The organism is Pectobacterium sp. PL64, from assembly GCF_022477975.1.
In the GTDB taxonomy this organism is placed as follows: domain Bacteria; phylum Pseudomonadota; class Gammaproteobacteria; order Enterobacterales; family Enterobacteriaceae; genus Pectobacterium; species Pectobacterium jejuense.
In genome coordinates this window covers 2,579,204-2,595,629 of sequence record NZ_CP092070.1, presented here as the reverse complement: position 1 = coordinate 2,595,629, position 16,426 = coordinate 2,579,204, and the positions used below count along the sequence as shown (strand labels likewise).

The window sequence follows — 16,426 nt, the reverse complement described above, 5'->3', positions numbered from 1 at the left end:
AATACGGCGCAGGACATCCGCTGAGTACGCTTTTCGTTGAAGAAGGTCGTCAGAACAAAAAAGAAATTATTCTTTTTAAGGTGGAGTTATCGTCTGAACTCACACCATTTTTCATGATAATTGATACAGATTTTTAACCTTTCAGCAATAAAAGATATTCATTTTTTATTGAACGTTCAATCAAAAAAAAGTTTAATGGGACAAATCGGATCATGAATCACCGTCGTTTACCGTGATTCATCACGCAAAAATGAAGGGAAGAACATGAAGAGGAAGTGCGGTGCCTAAAGTCGGAATGCAGACTATCAGACGGCAGCAACTCATCGACGCGACGCTGGCCGCGATTAACGATGTAGGGATGCATGATGCCTCAATCGTACAGATTGCCCGACGTGCGGGAGTGTCGAATGGAATCATCAGTCATTACTTCCGCGATAAAAATGGCTTACTGGAAGCGACGATGCGCTATCTGATTAGTCATCTGGGGTTGGCGGTGAAATCAAGATTGCTGAGCCTGACGGAAAACACGCCTCGCGCACGCTTGCGGGCGATTGTTCAGGGGAATTTTGATGATAGCCAGACGAATAGCGCGGCGATGAAAACCTGGCTGGCGTTCTGGGCCAGTAGCCTGCATTCCCCCATGCTCCATCGGCTACAGCAGGTTAACGATCGGCGGCTTTACTCCAATCTGTGTGTCGAATTCAGCCGCTGTTTGCCGAAGGACAGCGCGCGCGTTGCAGCAAAAGGGTTGGCAGGGCTGATCGATGGGCTGTGGCTACGTGGTGCGCTAAGCCATGAGGCCTTCAACCGCGAAGAAGCGCTGAGCATTACCTACGACTATATCGAACAGCAGCTCGTCCGCGCGTAATCCTTCCTTATCATTTTTGCCTTTTCTGCCCGGAACGTTTGTTCGGGCAGCCATCAGACAGGAGAATTTATGTCTCACTACGGTTTACAACAGCTTTATATCAACGGCACTTATGTCGATAGCACGGGTGACGAGACGTTTGAGGCGATTAACCCCGCGAATGGCGACATCATTGCCCAGATTCAGTCGGCCACTGCTGCTGACGTTGACCGTGCGGTCAGTGCAGCAACCGCAGGGCAGAAAGTATGGGCAGCGATGACGGCGATGGAACGCTCGCGCATTTTACGTCGCGCCGTGGATATCCTGCGTGAGCGCAATGATGAACTCGCCTTGCTTGAAACGCATGACACCGGCAAACCGCTCTCGGAAACCCGAACGGTTGATATCGTGACCGGTGCGGATGTTCTGGAGTACTACGCAGGGCTGATTCCTATGCTGGAAGGTCAGCAGATCCCGCTGCGTGATACCTCATTCGCCTACACCCGTCGTGAACCGCTTGGCGTGGTCGCGGGTATCGGTGCCTGGAACTACCCCATTCAGATCGCATTGTGGAAATCCGCCCCTGCGCTGGCAGCAGGCAATGCGATGATCTTCAAACCCAGTGAAGTCACGTCGCTCACTGCGCTAAAACTGGCGGAAATCTATACCGAGGCAGGGTTACCGGCTGGCGTATTCAACGTGCTGACGGGAACGGGACAATCCGTTGGTCAGGCACTGACCACGCATCCGGGTATTGCCAAAGTCTCTTTCACCGGTGGGATCGCCAGCGGGAAAAAGGTAATGGCCAATGCCGCAGGGTCGACCTTGAAAGACGTCACGATGGAGCTGGGTGGAAAATCTCCGCTGATCATTTTTGATGATGCCGATCTGGATAAGGCCGCGGATATTGCAATGATGGCGAATTTCTTCAGCTCAGGTCAGGTGTGTACTAACGGTACACGCGTCTTTATTCCGCAGGCATTGCAGGCGCAGTTTGAGGAAAAAATTCTGGCGCGTGTTCAGCGTATTCATATTGGCGACCCGACTGACGAGCAGGTGAATTTTGGTCCGCTGGTCAGCTTTCCGCACAGAGAATCCGTACTGCGCTACATCGAAAGCGGAAAACGTGAAGGTGCTCGCGTGTTGGTGGGCGGCGAACTGATGGCTGACGAGAAGTATGCGCAAGGTGCGTATGTTGCCCCGACGGTGTTCACGGACTGCCGAGACGATATGAAGATTGTGCGAGAGGAAATCTTTGGTCCGGTCATGAGTATTCTGGCGTATCAGGACGAAGATGAGGTTATCCGCCGCGCTAATGATAGCGAGTATGGGCTGGCGGCTGGTATCGTGACCAGCGATCTGAATCGGGCACATCGAGTGATTCATCAACTTGAGGCCGGGATTTGCTGGATCAACACCTGGGGTGAGTCTCCGGCTGAAATGCCTGTGGGCGGCTACAAACATTCGGGTGTCGGACGTGAAAACGGCATAACAACATTGGAACACTATACGCAAATTAAATCGGTACAGGTTGAACTGGGTGAATTCCGCTCGGTATTTTAAACGAAGGGGAGAAAGCCTAATGGAATATGATTACATCATTATCGGAGCCGGTTCGGCAGGCAACGTGCTGGCAACGCGTCTAACAGAAGAAAGCGACGTAAGCGTGCTGCTGCTCGAAGCGGGTGGCCCGGACTATCGTTTGGATTTTCGCACGCAAATGCCCGCCGCATTGGCTTTCCCATTGCAGGGGAAGCGCTATAACTGGGCTTATGAAACCGACCCAGAACCTCACATGAATAATCGCCGTATGGAATGTGGCCGCGGCAAAGGGCTGGGTGGTTCCTCGCTGATTAACGGTATGTGCTACATCCGTGGTAATGCGATGGATTTTGATAACTGGGCGACCATGCCGGGTCTGGAAGACTGGAGTTACCTTGACTGCCTGCCGTATTTCCGTAAAGCGGAAACGCGGGATGTGGGATCGAATGATTATCATGGCGCGAGCGGCCCTGTTTCAGTGACAACGCCGAAGATGGGAAACAACGAACTGTTTCACGCGATGGTTGAAGCGGGCGTACAGGCAGGTTATCCGCGTACGGACGATCTTAACGGCTATCAGCAGGAAGGCTTTGGCCCGATGGACAGAACCGTCACGCCGAAGGGGCGTCGAGCCAGTACTGCGAGAGGCTATCTGGATCAGGCGAAAGGCCGTAAAAATCTGACCATCGTGACGCATGCCTTAACCGACAAGATTCTCTTTGATGGGAAACGTGCTGTTGGCGTGGCTTACTTTAAAGGGGAAAGCGCGCAGACGGCGAAGGCACGCCGCGAAGTGCTGCTCTGCGCAGGCGCCATTGCCTCGCCACAAATCCTGCAACGTTCTGGCGTGGGGCCGAAAGATCTGCTTCAGCGTCTCGATATTCCCGTGGTGCACGATTTGCCCGGCGTCGGCGAGAACTTGCAGGACCATCTGGAAATGTATTTGCAATACGCCTGCAAAGAACCGGTATCGCTGTATCCGGCGTTACAGTGGTTTAACCAGCCAAAAATCGGCGCGGAATGGTTGTTCAATGGCACTGGTGTTGGGGCTAGCAACCAGTTCGAAGCAGGCGGCTTTATTCGCAGTCGGGATGAGTTCGCCTGGCCGAATATTCAGTACCACTTCTTGCCCGTCGCAATTAATTACAACGGCAGTAATGCGGTGAAAGAGCACGGATTTCAGGCGCACGTCGGCTCCATGCGTTCACTCAGCCGAGGACGCGTACAGGTACGATCCAAAGACGCCCGTGAGCACCCCAGTATCTTGTTCAACTATATGTCGACGGAGCAGGACTGGCAGGAATTTCGCGATGCGATTCGTATTACGCGTGAAATCATGGCGCAGCCCGCACTGGATAAATACCGTGGGCGAGAAATCAGTCCTGGGCTAGAGGTTCAGACCGATGAGGAACTGGACGAATTTATCCGCAACCACGCCGAGACGGCATTCCATCCTTCCTGTTCTTGTAAGATGGGAGAGGATGAGATGGCGGTCGTTGATGGACAAGGCCGGGTTCACGGTATGGAAGGGCTACGCGTGGTGGATGCCTCCATTATGCCGCAGATTATTACCGGTAACCTGAATGCGACAACCATCATGATTGCCGAGAAAATTGCCGACCGAATCCGCCGGCGTCAGCCGCTGCCGCGCAGCAAAGCGCGCTACTATGTTTCCGGAAATACCCCAGTGAGAAAAGCGCCACTGAAGTCGGCTTCGTGACGTTTCCTGCATAGCCAGATGGACCGTAGAGAAAGCGCGGTCCATACTTTTCATTGCTATACACAATCTGACAAACAAACGCCTTCCGCACCATTACTATGAGTGACAACACCATCAGTGATGTCACTTTTCCTTGAGGAATGAAAATGAATAATTGGCTGCAACAGATTCAGGGCTTATTGGGCTCCGGTAGCAAGCAGGGGAATCAGCATCAAGGGGGTAAAAACGGCAATTTAGGCGATATGCTGAAGCCTGCTGCGCTGGGCGGTTTGGCGGGCGTATTGTTATCTAATAAGTCCACGCGGAAAATCATGGGGTCGTTGGGTAAAAATGCGTTGATTATTGGCGGTAGTGCTGCGGCGGGCGTGGTGTTGTGGAACCAGTACAAAAAACGCGTTCGCGATACGCATCAGGACGATCCGCAGTTTGGCACCCAGTCCTCGGCTGACAATATTCGTGCCCGCCGTCTGATTCAGGCTCTGGTTTTTGCTGCTAAAAGTGACGGCCATATTGATGCGACTGAGAGACAGCGTATTGATGAAAATATTCAGCAACTGCAACTGGGCAGTGAAGCGCACCGCTGGGTGCAGGAAGCCATAGAACAACCGCTTGATCCAATTTTGCTGGCAAAAGATGTGAAAAATGAGGAAGAGGCGCTTGAGGTCTACTTCTTGAGCTGCGCGGTCATCGATGTCGATCACTTCATGGAGAAAAGCTATCTGGATGCGTTAGCGACCGAATTGAAGATACCGCAAGATGTACGGCAGTCGATCACTAATGAGCTAAAAAGCCCATCATGATAGGACGAGTAGTTTACGCTGTAGTGAGATAACGTCAGAGAAATAAACGAATAACGCGGGCGAAAGGTTTTCGCCCGCAGTGCTATCTGATGCTTAGAAAGCGCTGGTGTCTTTAAACAGACCGACTTTCAGTTCGTCAGCGGTATAGATCTGCTGACCGTCAACCAGCACTTCGCCATCAGCAATACCCATCACCAAACGGCGATTGATCACGCGTTTGAAGTGAATGCGATACGTCACTTTCTTCGCTGTTGGCAGCACTTGTCCGGTGAATTTGACTTCACCTACGCCGAGCGCGCGGCCTTTGCCTTCGCCACCCAGCCAGCCCAGATAGAAACCGACCAACTGCCACATGGCATCCAGACCGAGGCAACCTGGCATCACCGGATCGCCGATGAAATGGCAACCGAAGAACCACAGGTCAGGCGTGATATCCAATTCGGCTTCCACATAGCCTTTGCCATACTTACCGCCGTCTTCCGTCATTTTAACGACGCGGTCCATCATGAGCATGTTAGGGGCAGGCAACTGAGGGCCGTTCGGGCCGAACAGTTCGCCACGACTGGAGGCAAGGAGGTCTTCTTTTGTATAGGATTCGCGTTTATCTACCATGGTCTCTGTAAGCCTTGTTTTAATGAAGCACGCAGGTTAGCGTACACCTGTACGCTGGGCAAGTCTGTTGCGTCTGGTTGAACCAGTTGGTTTAACGGAAAAACCAAGGGAAACGTCTACGTTCTTGCGGTGTAAGTTGCCCAATTCGCTCACGAATGGCGGACAGCAGGTTTGGCTGCTGTTCATCGTAATAAGCGAAATTGGTCAATAATGACAACGCTTCCGGCGCAGTTTCTACCGGGAAAAGATGGAATTTCCCTTCGCGTACCGCTTCAACGACATCTTCCTGTAAACAGAGATGGCGTAAATTAGCCGCAGGTAAAATCACGCCCTGTGTTCCCGTCAATCCACGACGCTGGCAGACCTCAAAGAAACCTTCAATTTTCTCATTCACGCCGCCAATCGGTTGCACGTGACCAAATTGATCGACGGATCCGGTCACAGCGAACTGCTGATTGATTGGCCGCAAGGAGAGTGCGCTAACCAGCGCGCACAGCTCTGCCAGTGAGGCGCTGTCGCCATCAACTTCGCTGTACGACTGCTCGAAGACTATGGAAGCCGAGAAAGGCAGTTGCTGATCAAGCTCCAGTTCCGTAATCAGGAACGCCTGCATGATCATCATACCCTTGGCGTGTAAATTGCCAGCCAGTTCGGCTTTGCGTTCAACGTCGGTGAATTCACCGTCGCCAGCGTGAACCACGCAGCTGATACGTGTCGGCTCGCCAAAGGCAACGGGATAGCCTGGAAATTCCAATACGGAAAGCCCGTTAATCTGGCCGACGACTTCGCCTTCCGTTTCGATCAGGATCTGGCCTAATTCTATTTCATCCTGCATACGTTCACGAAGGTAGCCTTCACGCCATTGGCGAGCGGCAACGGCGTCAACCAGCGCCTGCTCCGTGATTTGACCATCTCTGGCGTATAGAGATGCATATTTTAACTGACCGGTTAGCCAGCGTGGGCATAATGGCAAATTACCCTGATCGCCGCTGTAGCGTATTGCAACGTTCACTAATGCCGGCCAGGCATCGGCATCCAGCAGCGGTAGTTGATTTTCGCTGCATAGTGCATTGATGTAGGAGCACCAGCGCGCCATGTCATCCGTTTCAATCAACTGCAATTGTGCTTCGAACTCGCCATAAATAGCGTGTTCGCCTAATTCCGGCTCCATATCATGAATATCTGCCAGACTTTCACGGTCACCGAGAATGATCAGGCGAATATCAAGCGGCATCGGTGGCACATCAACAGGAAGTGGCCTGCGCTCGTCTGGTGACTGCCAACGATAAATGCCTTCAGCCATAATCTGCTTCAGGCGCAGCCACATCAACGGCTGAGCCAGCAGCGCTCTGGCTGATAGGATCAACGTGCCGCCGTTAAGCTGATGAATTAATCCTGGATGCAGCGTGATTTCATCGTGAAAACTGCGTACGCAGCCGAAGAGCTGTTCAGGTTCAATCCATTCCTGATAACCACAGAGCTGCTGTGCGGCAAAATTATCCGCATGCTGTGTAGCGGGTTCGACCCGGATATGACGACCCTCAATGATATATTTACTGCCATGTATCGCCCCGGAGTCTGGCCTTATGGCGCTCAGCGCACGGGCGATCAATGCCATATATTCATCGTTCTCTTGCGCTTTCAACAGCATAAAGCGGGAAGGGGAACGAGGGTGGCAAAAGAGCGTCAGGCTGTCTGCCAGACGCGACTGAATAGCGGAGAATTCAGCAGGAGCAAGTTGAGCTGCCTGAGTGAATAGCGTTTGATAAGGCGTATTATTGGGCAGTAAATGCTGCCATGAGAGTCGGTTACTGGTCAAAGTATCAATGTAATCGTCTGAAGGAAAAGCGTGATTATACAAGAATAATCTAGACTTCGCATAAGGAGAGTCATCTCTCCGTCATCTTTCATACGTTGAGGCTCAGACCGCGTTTGGCTAATCATCTTAAAAGCTGTCAGAAAGCCGCTAGAAAGCGGTCAAAATCAGGGAAAACTGTTATGCTGAAAGTCACGTTACGCGGTCACTGAAGAATTTAATATGAAATATCAACAACTAGAAAATCTTGAGTGCGGGTGGAAATGGAAATACCTGGTGAAGAAGCATCGCGAGGGAGAAGAGATTACGCGTTTTCTCGAGCAAAGCGCTGCGGATGACGCCGTACAGGCATTGCTTAAAATGGAAAATCAGCCGGTGAAAGTGCTGGAGTGGATTGCACAATGTATGAATCCCTCCTTAGAAAACCGGATGAAGCAAACGATTCGTGCACGGCGTAAACGTCATTTCAACGCAGAGCATCAGCATACACGCAAGAAATCGATCGATCTGGAATATCTGGTCTGGCAGCGCCTTGCGGCTCTTGCTCAGAGACGTGGGGTGACCTTATCAGAAACGATTGTGCAGTTAATCGAAGACGCTGAGCACAAGGAAAAATATGCCAGCCAGATGTCGCTGCTTAAGCAGGATCTTAAAGCCATTCTGAATAAAGACGAGACGTGATTGGTATTTTTGTCATTGATCGCGCTGACAAACATGCATAAAAAAACGCAGGGAGCGTTTTTCAACGTTGCAAAGCAACGGCCTACAGGGTGACGGACAAGGATGTCCGCCATAAAAAAAACCTCGCCGGAGCGAGGTTTTTTTTCGTTAATAACTTAAGCCTGAGGCTGAGTTACAACGTCTTTGATGCCTTTAACTTCGATCTCTACGCGACGATCCGGTGCCAGGCAGTCGATCAGCGCAGCACGAGGTTTCACGTTGTCACAGGTAGAACCGGTAACTGGTTGAGATTTACCTAAGCCACGAGCAGAGACTTTGTTCGCAGGGATACCTTTAGAAACCAGGTAATCAACGACGCTCTGTGCGCGTTTTTCAGACAGGCCTTGGTTGTACTGCTCTGAACCTAAACGGTCAGTGAAGCCCAGAACAACAACGGAACCGTCTTTCGGATCCAGAGAGCTCAGCTGGGTGTACAGTTGATCCAGTGATTGCTGGCCTTCTGCTTTCAGCGTTGCTTTGTTGAAGTTGAACAGGACGTCAGATTTCAGCGTGAAACGCTTGGTTTCAACAACTGGAGCCGGAGCTGGAGTTGGAGCCGGAGCAACAACTGGTGCTACACGGTCATCCTGGCCGAAACGGTAAGACAGGCCAACGCTCATCAGCAGGTTGTCTGGACGGGCACCAACGGTACCAGCATCACCAATGTTGCTTACCCATTGGTAGTCAACACGTGCAGCCCAGTTTTTGTCGATAGCGTATTCAACACCAACTGCAGCCAGCGGAGAAACGCCAGTGTCGTCGTTGTTGATGTCGCCGCCGCCGATAGCCGCGTGGCTGTCTGCGCGCCATACCATGCCGCCCAGACGGCTATAAACGTCCAGATCAGGCAGAACTGGGTAGCTCAGTTTAGCAGCCAGTTGGATGCCCTGTGCTTTGAAGCTTGCGCTGTCTGCTCCGTTAGCAGCAGAACCTGCATACTTCATGCGGCCCAGCCAATCGTAGCCCATTTCAAAGCCCAGGTACGGGTTGGCTTGATAACCAACAAATGCACCAGCGCCTAACTTGCTTTTGATCGGGTTGTTATTGATACCGGTGTAACCATTGCCGTAGAAACCAGTATCGTGGAATTGAGACACACCCAGTTTACCACCGGTGTACCAGGTATTGTCTTTAGGAGCTGCTTGCGCGACGGTCGCGAAGCCAGCCAGTGCCACTGCAACTGCGATAGCTGTTTTTTTCATTTTACGCCTCATTATCATCCAAATCGGCAATTAACCCGGAGGGCTAATAAACCTTTGGTTAAAATCCTTTGGTCGGAGACTTTGCCCTTATTTATGACTCGCTGTCAGTCAACTGACGTTATAAAAGAGCAACTCCAGCGAGTTAAAGTCTACAACGTGATGAGAAAGTTACAAGTATGATGTGATTTACGTCATAAGAAAATCGCACGATTCATACATACTTGCTAACAAATAGTAGATGCTTTTGACAGATCTTACGCCTTTTAGCTGTATCAAATATATTCAAAAAGCCCGCAGAATACCGCTCTGCGGCGATCGACAAGACATATAACCTGGATAAGCTGAGAAAATTCTTAATTTACTTAATGATACAATGTCGAATGAATTTTAAGGCTAGGAAACAGTCTATAGGCGTCACCGCCAGCACTTTCTGGCCGCATAATAAAGCCATACGTATTTCCTGCCTGTGCGGCGTGTCGTAACCGAACCTTCTCTTCTTCCGTCAATTCGTGCGGTAACCAGCATAAAACAGCGCTGTAATTCCCTGTCAGCAAGGCTCTTTCCATGGCATCAACTGTAAACAGCGGATTGATGTGGTGGAGTTGCACCATTTTATCCAGCGGCAGCCCAGATTGCTGGACCCAGGGGCGGCTCAATTTTTGCTGCGGCGAAAGCCATAACAGCCAACGAGACTGCGTGCCTAGCTGCTGTAAAAGCGGTAATAACAGGTGTGTGACTATGGGCTGATCGGCGTTGTACACGATTTCGCTGATAATTCCACCTGTGGCAACCGAGGGCTCCGCAGCGTGTTGATTTGCAGAAAATGATGACGGCTCGATGTTGTGAGAGCGGATTGATTGCGTACGCATAATGAGTTCTACCCATAGTATTGCTGTATGAACATACAGTATCTGCTGTATGCGTGAAAATCAACCTGATTTTTTGAAAGCGCTTCGCATATTCCTTATGTAAGGGACAGTAAACACATTTACTGTTTGAAGCCGCATCGGGGCTGTGGTTAATTATTTGTTCCTGCTACAAATATTTTTAATTGTTCAGGACGAGATCATTTCAATACTAAGGATTATGGCAATGAAGCAATTATGCAAAAAAAGGATTTTGCAATCTCAGCAGTCTTTTTCATCTTTGGGGGACATCACTTCGCGTTCCCAATTTGGTGGCTACAGCATCGCAGCAAATAAAACGATTTTTGGACTGGTGTCGGAAGGGGAGCTTTATCTTCGCGCCAGTAAGAAGGATGAAAAATATTTTCAGCAGCGTGATATGCCTAATCTGATTTATACCAAGCGCGGTATGCCCGTTCCGTTGAATTACTTTCTTGTCGATGACGCATTATGGCAAGAATCTGAGCAGCTATTGTATTTCGCCCATCTGGCGTTGGGAGGCGCGCAGTATGATAAAGCAGTCAGAAGTACCAACGGGCGGTTAAAGGATCTTCCGAATCTTAACCACGATATCGAGCGGTTGCTGTGGAAAGCGGGGATCAAGAATGTCGATGAACTACAGCATTATGGTGCGAAAAACAGCTATCTTGAGTTGCGGAAGGTTCGCGCTAATCTGAGTGTTAACGTACTACTGGCGCTGGCTGGCGCCATTTGCGGCACACATCAGGCGGCACTCCCTCGCGGTATCCGCAATGAACTGTTGGAATGGTATAAAAACAATGCGGTCTCCAAAGGGCCAAAGCACTAAGGGATGCGTCTATTTCACTGTGTCATCATGTCATTTTTTAGCTGTACGAGTTCAGGTAAGAGACCGATCAGCAGGCCGATTTGCTGAATAATTAATGATTCTTTACTGTCTGACTCGGGTGAAAGGGATTGAAGGCTGGCGGTAATGGTTTTCAATCCCTGATTGATACGCAAACTTTCCTCTTCGCTACAGTGTAGCGCATCATCAACATGACAAACGGCATCATCCAGCAACTGCAGCGTTTCCGTTGAGGTAATTTTCCCGCGGTGTGCGCCAAGCGTCGAAATATAGCTTAGCAACGTATGATTCAGGCACATAAAGCGGAAGGCGCTGTCCAGCTTGCTTCTGGTAGCATGAGGTTCAGAAGACATATTCGACACAACGGATGCCAGTTCGGCATCGCAGTTATGCGCATCGCGGCGGGCAATACGATAAGGCAGGCTATTATCTTTCCCCTGATAATATTGGACCATGATCGCATCAAGATAACGGCAGTTGGCGTCCAATGTCTTATTGATGACGGTTGGCAGACCGCGGAAGCGCCAGTCCGGCCAAATAAAACTCACCGCCGCCCATGCGATGGCACACCCGAGTAGCGTATCAATGATGCGTGGCACCGCAACCTCAAAGCCTTCACCCAACAGGTTGAAACAGAGCAGGACAAGCAGCGTAATAAACATGGTCGCGTGGGCGTACTGCACGTTGCGAAAGGCGAAAAATAGTACGCCGCTAATAACGATCAACGTTAGCTGTCCTTCCAGCGAAGGAACGAAGTACAGGATGGGTAAGCCGAGCAAAATACCTGTCAATGTCCCGATGATTCTCAACGTCAGCCGCCGCCGAGTGGCGTTATAGTTGGGCTGACAAACAAACAGGCTGGTGAGCAGAATCCAGTAACCGTGTTGCAGGCCCGTTATCTGAATCAACGCGTAGCCGCTACAGAGCAGCACGGACATACGGATGGCATGACGAAACAGTGCTGACTGTGGCGTCAGATGGCGGCTAATGCGCAAGCGGATGTCGCTCCAGCCCGTGATTTTGTCGTCTGCCAGCGTGTTTTCCGGGTTGTTCTCTTGCTCAATGGCCTGTTCGGATTCGATAGTCGCGAGTTGGGCATCAATGGCGCGTAAATTATTTAAGAGATAAGTGAGCGCCTTAATTTGCGAGGCGTCCGCCATGTTGTTGGCAGCGATACGCGCAATAGCAGATTCGAGATGCACGAAAGCCCGCTCAATGCGGCCGTCATGCTGATATTTTTGATGCAGCAGAATGGATTGCGACAGTTGCTGACAGGCTTTGGCCTGCATACTCAATAGGCGCTGAAAGCGAAAGAGGACGTCGCTATAACGCAATTTCTCACGCAATTGTGGATAGTAAACATGCGACGAACTGGCCCGTTCGTGAATATCCTGCGCGACGAAATAGTAGTGCAGCGTTTGACGCGTTCCACGCTGGCCGCGATCGCCACGCAGGCGCGTTAACAGCGATGACTTGGTCTGATTGAGCGTCACAACCAGTTGGCTGTTTGCCATCGCGACGTCAATGAGGGGCTTGTCAGTTTCTTCTTCAATATCGGGATCGAAGAGGTTGGCTTTGGCATCCAGATAGCGGGCCAACTGTTGATAACACTGCGCGAGGTTATCCTGCAACGGGCGGATGGGGAAGATCAGATGGCCGAATAGCGTCAGCAGATTGTACCAGGAGGCCCCGATCAGCAGCATGATGGGCTGCTGATACCAGTTGTCGTAAAGGGATATGCCCAGCATGGTGTAAATCGCGATCAGCAGTGCGCCGAATGCGATGGTGGCATAGCGTTGCCCTAATGCGCCGAGCAGAATAAAGCCGCAGGTCGATACCGCCAGACCGAGGCCAAATAGCCAAGGGTGGGGGAAAAGCAGTTCGATCGAGACGGAAGCGACAAAAAAACAGACCAGCGTAATGAACAAATTACGCAGGCGTCCGGTGAGGCGATCGTCAAGGTCGGTGAGGGCGGCCGCGACGACGCCAAGCGTGACGGGGATTGTCGATGTTGGCTGACCCAGCCACCAGGGAACTGCCGCCGCACCACTCAGTGCAATAAGGATGCGAATGGTATACAGCCAACTGCTGTTATATACATAGCGGCGAATTCCCGGGGCGAAGGTGAGCAACGTAATATCCTTAGATGCCGTTAGCGAAAATGGCGGCGGGCATTGTTTTCCCTCGCTGCCTGCGCCAGTTCGACGGAAACCACGCGACGCCCTACTGGCCACAGCGCGATGGCGGCAATTTTAAAATTGGCAATCCCAACAGGAATGCCAATGATCGTAATGCACTGTGCGATGCCTGTAATAATGTGCGACAGGCAAAGCCACCAGCCAAAGAAAATGAACCAGAAGATGTTCAGCAGCGATCCGCCCGCACTGAGAATGGCGCTCTTTTCATCTGGGCGTAGCTCATCAACGTGGATCGCTTCATTACCATAAGGTAAAAGCGACAGCTTGGTGATTTCCCAGCATGAGCGCGTTAGCGGTAAGGTAAAAATCAGCAACACGCTGACGACTGTTGCCAGAAGCCAGGCTAACGTGGTGAAAAAACCACCTAATACGAAATTAAGGATATTCAACACAGTACGCATAGTCTCTCCTGTACTTGTAAGGTAACCAGATAACGTCCCAAACTCGCTGATGGTAAAAGAATTATCACATTAAGCAGTAGGATATCCTAACCTGTTTTTAAGGCTAGAGCGTGAAGTCCGATAACGGGTAAACTAGGGAACAGATAAACGACAAAAAATGGACAAATAACCTCTCACATAGTCATGGCGCGAACATCATGGAACTGAAATCTACCTCGTTAGGTAAACATCTGGCCCAGCATCCCTACAATCGTGTGCGGTTATTGAATGCCGGTGTCGAAGTGAGTGGCGATAAACATCAATACCTGATCCCTTTTAATCAGTTGCTGAGTATTCATTGTAAAAGAGGATTGGTGTGGGGAGAGCTGGAATTTGAATTGCCAGCCGGAAAAGTGGTGCGCCTGCACGGAACAGAGTGGCAGGAAACGCAGGCTTTTTACCGCCATCTTCTTAAATCCTGGCTCGACTGGAGCGAGGAGATGAGTCTGATCAGCGCTGAAGTTTTGCAGCGCCAAACGGACAATATTCAAACGCTGACGCAGCAGGACAAATGGTTTAGCCGTCAGGCCCTGACTACGTTGCAGAATGCCATTCGCGATTCGCTGGGGGCTTTGCCTCTGCCTGTTTCTCGTCTTGAAACTTTTGATAACTGCCGTGATAACTACTGGCACTGCTTACGCTGGCTTGAGCAGGGTGATGAGATGCGCACGGCGGTGAATCAGGCATGGATGGATCGCACACTGGCGGCAGAACAGGCTTTCTTTGAAACGGTGGAGAGTTCGCCATTAAATGTGTCGCAGAGTAAAGCGGTGATCAATGGCGAAGAGGGCGTGTTGGTATTGGCTGGGGCGGGCAGCGGAAAAACCTCCGTGCTGGTGGCCCGAGCCGCGTGGTTAATGCACCGACAAGAGGCCACGCCCGATCAAATTTTGCTGCTGGCATTTGGCCGTAAAGCGGCAGAAGAGATGAACGATCGCATTCGGGAGCGGCTTCATACGGATGAGATTCAGGCTAAGACGTTCCATGCGCTGGCATTGCACATCATTCAGCAGGCTAGCCGCAAGGCCCCGATGATAAGCCAGTTAGAAAGTGATGCGAAACAGCGTCGCGAACTGCTGATTTCTCACTGGCAGCAGCAGTGTGCAGAGAAAAAAACGCAGGCTAACGGTTGGCGACGCTGGTTAACGGAAGAGCTGGAGTGGGATGTGCCAGAAGGCGATTTCTGGAACGATCCGAAGCTGGCGGGGCGGTTGGCCGGGCGACTTGAGCGCTGGTTAGGATTGATGCGTATGCACGGCGGCAGCCAGAGTGAAATGGTTGAGCAGGCACCAGAATCCATTCGGACAGAGTTTCAGCAGCGCATTCGCTTGATGGCACCGTTGTTGAAAGCCTGGAAAAAAGCGCTTAAGGACGAGAACGCGGTCGATTTTTCTGGCCTCATCCATCAGGCTGTGAACCTGCTGGACAAAGGACGTTTTGTAAGCCCCTGGAAGCACATTCTGGTGGACGAATTTCAGGATATTTCGCCACAGCGTGCGAGCTTACTTGCAGCACTGCGTCGACAAAATAGCCGCACCTGTCTTTTTGCCGTCGGGGATGACTGGCAGGCCATTTACCGTTTTAGCGGCTCTGAGCTGGCGTTGACGACGGCATTTGAACAGCATTTCGGCGTAGGCGAGCAATGCGCGCTGGATACCACCTATCGCTTTAATGAACGCATTGGTGAAATTGCGAATACGTTCATACAGCAAAACCCGTATCAGTTGAAGAAACCGCTTAATAGCCTGAGCAAGGGGGATAAAAAAGCGGTGACTATTCTGCCTCAGGAGCAGCTTGAGCCACTTCTGGATAAACTGAGCGGTTTTGTGAAAGCGGATGAACGCATTCTCGTGCTTGCACGTTATCACCATTTACGCCCGGCGATTTTAGAGAAGGCAGCAACCAAATGGCCGAATTTGCACATTGATTTCATGACGGTGCATGCCAGCAAAGGGCAGCAGGCGGAATATGTCATTATCGTGGGCATGCATGAAGGGAAAGACGGCTTCCCAGCACCGGCAAGAGAGTCCGTGATTGAAGCGGTGCTGTTACCTGAACCGGAGGACTTCCCCGATGCGGAAGAGCGGCGTTTACTGTATGTGGCGTTGACGAGGGCGAAACATCGCGTGTGGTTGCTACAGGATGTGGCGAATCCATCGGTGTTTATTGAACATCTTCATCGCTTAGGTGTACCGACGCAGCGTAAGCCGGGATAACGAAAAGAGAGAAGTAGAACAGAAGAGACCAGCGTCGACAGCGTAGTACGCCGCTGGTCCATTATGATGTATTGATATTATTTCAGACGGTCTTGCAAGTAGCGCTGGTAATCGGGAATGGCGATTTGAACAGATTCTTTAAATAGCGCTGAGTTAATCAGGAAATCTGCCGTTGCCCGGTTGGTGGCGACAGGAATGTTCCACACTGTAGCCAGTCTCAGCAGCGCCTTCACATCGGGATCGTGTGGTACGGCGTTGAGTGGATCCCAAAAGAAGATCATTAAATCGATTTTCCCTTCGGAAATGAGTGCGCCAACCTGCTGGTCACCCCCCATCGGTCCACTTAGCATGCTTTTTACGGGCAGCCCCGTGTTCAATTGAATCAGGTTACCGGTGGTTCCGGTAGCGTAAAGCGTGTGCTCTGTGAGCTGTTGTTTATTCGTACCAACCCAATCCAGCAAAGATTGCTTACAGTGGTCGTGTGCGACCAGCGCGATATGTTTTTGTGCGGGGATGGTACGGGTGGTGAACTCCATGGTTACGTCCTTCAATCTGGTGTAGTAAAGCTGACGCTAGGGTACA

The 16,426-nt window shown here is 51.0% G+C and carries 14 protein-coding genes; 7 read left to right on the top strand and 7 right to left on the bottom strand.

Features of this window, described 5'->3' with window-relative positions:
* The first annotated feature begins 280 nt into the window (after positions 1-280).
* From betI to HP572_RS11560, 4 genes are all read left to right on the top strand, one after another.
* Entirely contained in the window at positions 281-868 is a 588-nt protein-coding gene (gene betI / locus HP572_RS11575; RefSeq protein WP_205554667.1) for a transcriptional regulator BetI, read from the top strand.
* 69 nt (positions 869-937) lie between these two features.
* Positions 938-2,410: a betaine-aldehyde dehydrogenase gene (betB, locus tag HP572_RS11570; protein WP_240583261.1), complete on the top strand. Its 1,473-nt coding sequence runs from the start codon at positions 938-940 to the stop codon at positions 2,408-2,410.
* 19 nt (positions 2,411-2,429) lie between these two features.
* Complete coding sequence (betA, locus tag HP572_RS11565) at positions 2,430-4,109, top strand: choline dehydrogenase (RefSeq protein WP_240583260.1); 1,680 nt, start codon at positions 2,430-2,432, stop codon at positions 4,107-4,109.
* A 146-nt stretch (positions 4,110-4,255) separates the two neighbouring features.
* Positions 4,256-4,909 carry a tellurite resistance TerB family protein gene (locus tag HP572_RS11560; RefSeq protein ID WP_240583259.1) on the top strand — a complete coding sequence of 218 codons (654 nt, stop codon included), beginning with the start codon at positions 4,256-4,258 and terminating at the stop codon, positions 4,907-4,909.
* Between the two features lie 93 nt (positions 4,910-5,002).
* On the opposite strand, the gene fabA is transcribed toward HP572_RS11560, so the two are convergent.
* Complete coding sequence (gene fabA, locus HP572_RS11555) at positions 5,003-5,521, bottom strand: bifunctional 3-hydroxydecanoyl-ACP dehydratase/trans-2-decenoyl-ACP isomerase (protein ID WP_014915875.1); 519 nt, start codon at positions 5,519-5,521, stop codon at positions 5,003-5,005.
* A gap of 91 nt (positions 5,522-5,612) precedes the next feature.
* The gene (locus HP572_RS11550) at positions 5,613-7,382 is read right to left on the bottom strand and encodes a Lon protease family protein (protein WP_240583258.1); all 1,770 of its coding nucleotides are present in this window, start codon (positions 7,380-7,382) and stop codon (positions 5,613-5,615) included.
* A 177-nt stretch (positions 7,383-7,559) separates the two neighbouring features.
* On the opposite strand from HP572_RS11550, the gene matP reads away from it, so the two are divergent.
* The gene (matP, locus tag HP572_RS11545; RefSeq protein ID WP_014915873.1) at positions 7,560-8,018 is read left to right on the top strand and encodes a macrodomain Ter protein MatP; all 459 of its coding nucleotides are present in this window, start codon (positions 7,560-7,562) and stop codon (positions 8,016-8,018) included.
* A gap of 155 nt (positions 8,019-8,173) precedes the next feature.
* On the opposite strand, the gene ompA is transcribed toward matP, so the two are convergent.
* Both ompA and sulA read right to left on the bottom strand, forming a co-directional pair.
* Positions 8,174-9,259 (bottom strand): porin OmpA, encoded by a 1,086-nt coding sequence (gene ompA / locus HP572_RS11540; RefSeq protein WP_240583257.1) that lies wholly within the window; start codon positions 9,257-9,259, stop codon positions 8,174-8,176.
* A 362-nt stretch (positions 9,260-9,621) separates the two neighbouring features.
* Positions 9,622-10,128 carry an SOS-induced cell division inhibitor SulA gene (sulA, locus tag HP572_RS11535; RefSeq protein ID WP_095699904.1) on the bottom strand — a complete coding sequence of 169 codons (507 nt, stop codon included), beginning with the start codon at positions 10,126-10,128 and terminating at the stop codon, positions 9,622-9,624.
* 223 nt (positions 10,129-10,351) lie between these two features.
* Between sulA and HP572_RS11530 the strand changes: the two genes are divergently transcribed.
* Complete coding sequence (locus tag HP572_RS11530) at positions 10,352-10,972, top strand: TfoX/Sxy family DNA transformation protein (RefSeq protein ID WP_205554675.1); 621 nt, start codon at positions 10,352-10,354, stop codon at positions 10,970-10,972.
* A 14-nt stretch (positions 10,973-10,986) separates the two neighbouring features.
* Here HP572_RS11530 and yccS read toward each other — a convergent pair whose 3' ends face one another.
* On the bottom strand, positions 10,987-13,122 hold the full coding sequence (gene yccS / locus HP572_RS11525; RefSeq protein ID WP_240583256.1) for a YccS family putative transporter: 2,136 nt from the start codon (positions 13,120-13,122) through the stop codon (positions 10,987-10,989).
* Positions 13,123-13,142: 20 nt separating this feature from the next.
* Entirely contained in the window at positions 13,143-13,589 is a 447-nt protein-coding gene (locus HP572_RS11520) for a YccF domain-containing protein (protein WP_010276031.1), read from the bottom strand.
* A 197-nt stretch (positions 13,590-13,786) separates the two neighbouring features.
* Between HP572_RS11520 and helD the strand changes: the two genes are divergently transcribed.
* Positions 13,787-15,844, top strand: a complete 2,058-nt coding sequence (gene helD / locus HP572_RS11515; protein ID WP_240583255.1) for a DNA helicase IV — start codon at positions 13,787-13,789, stop codon at positions 15,842-15,844.
* Positions 15,845-15,921: 77 nt separating this feature from the next.
* Here helD and HP572_RS11510 read toward each other — a convergent pair whose 3' ends face one another.
* Positions 15,922-16,380, bottom strand: a complete 459-nt coding sequence (locus HP572_RS11510; protein ID WP_014915868.1) for a methylglyoxal synthase — start codon at positions 16,378-16,380, stop codon at positions 15,922-15,924.
* Positions 16,381-16,426 lie beyond the last annotated feature (46 nt).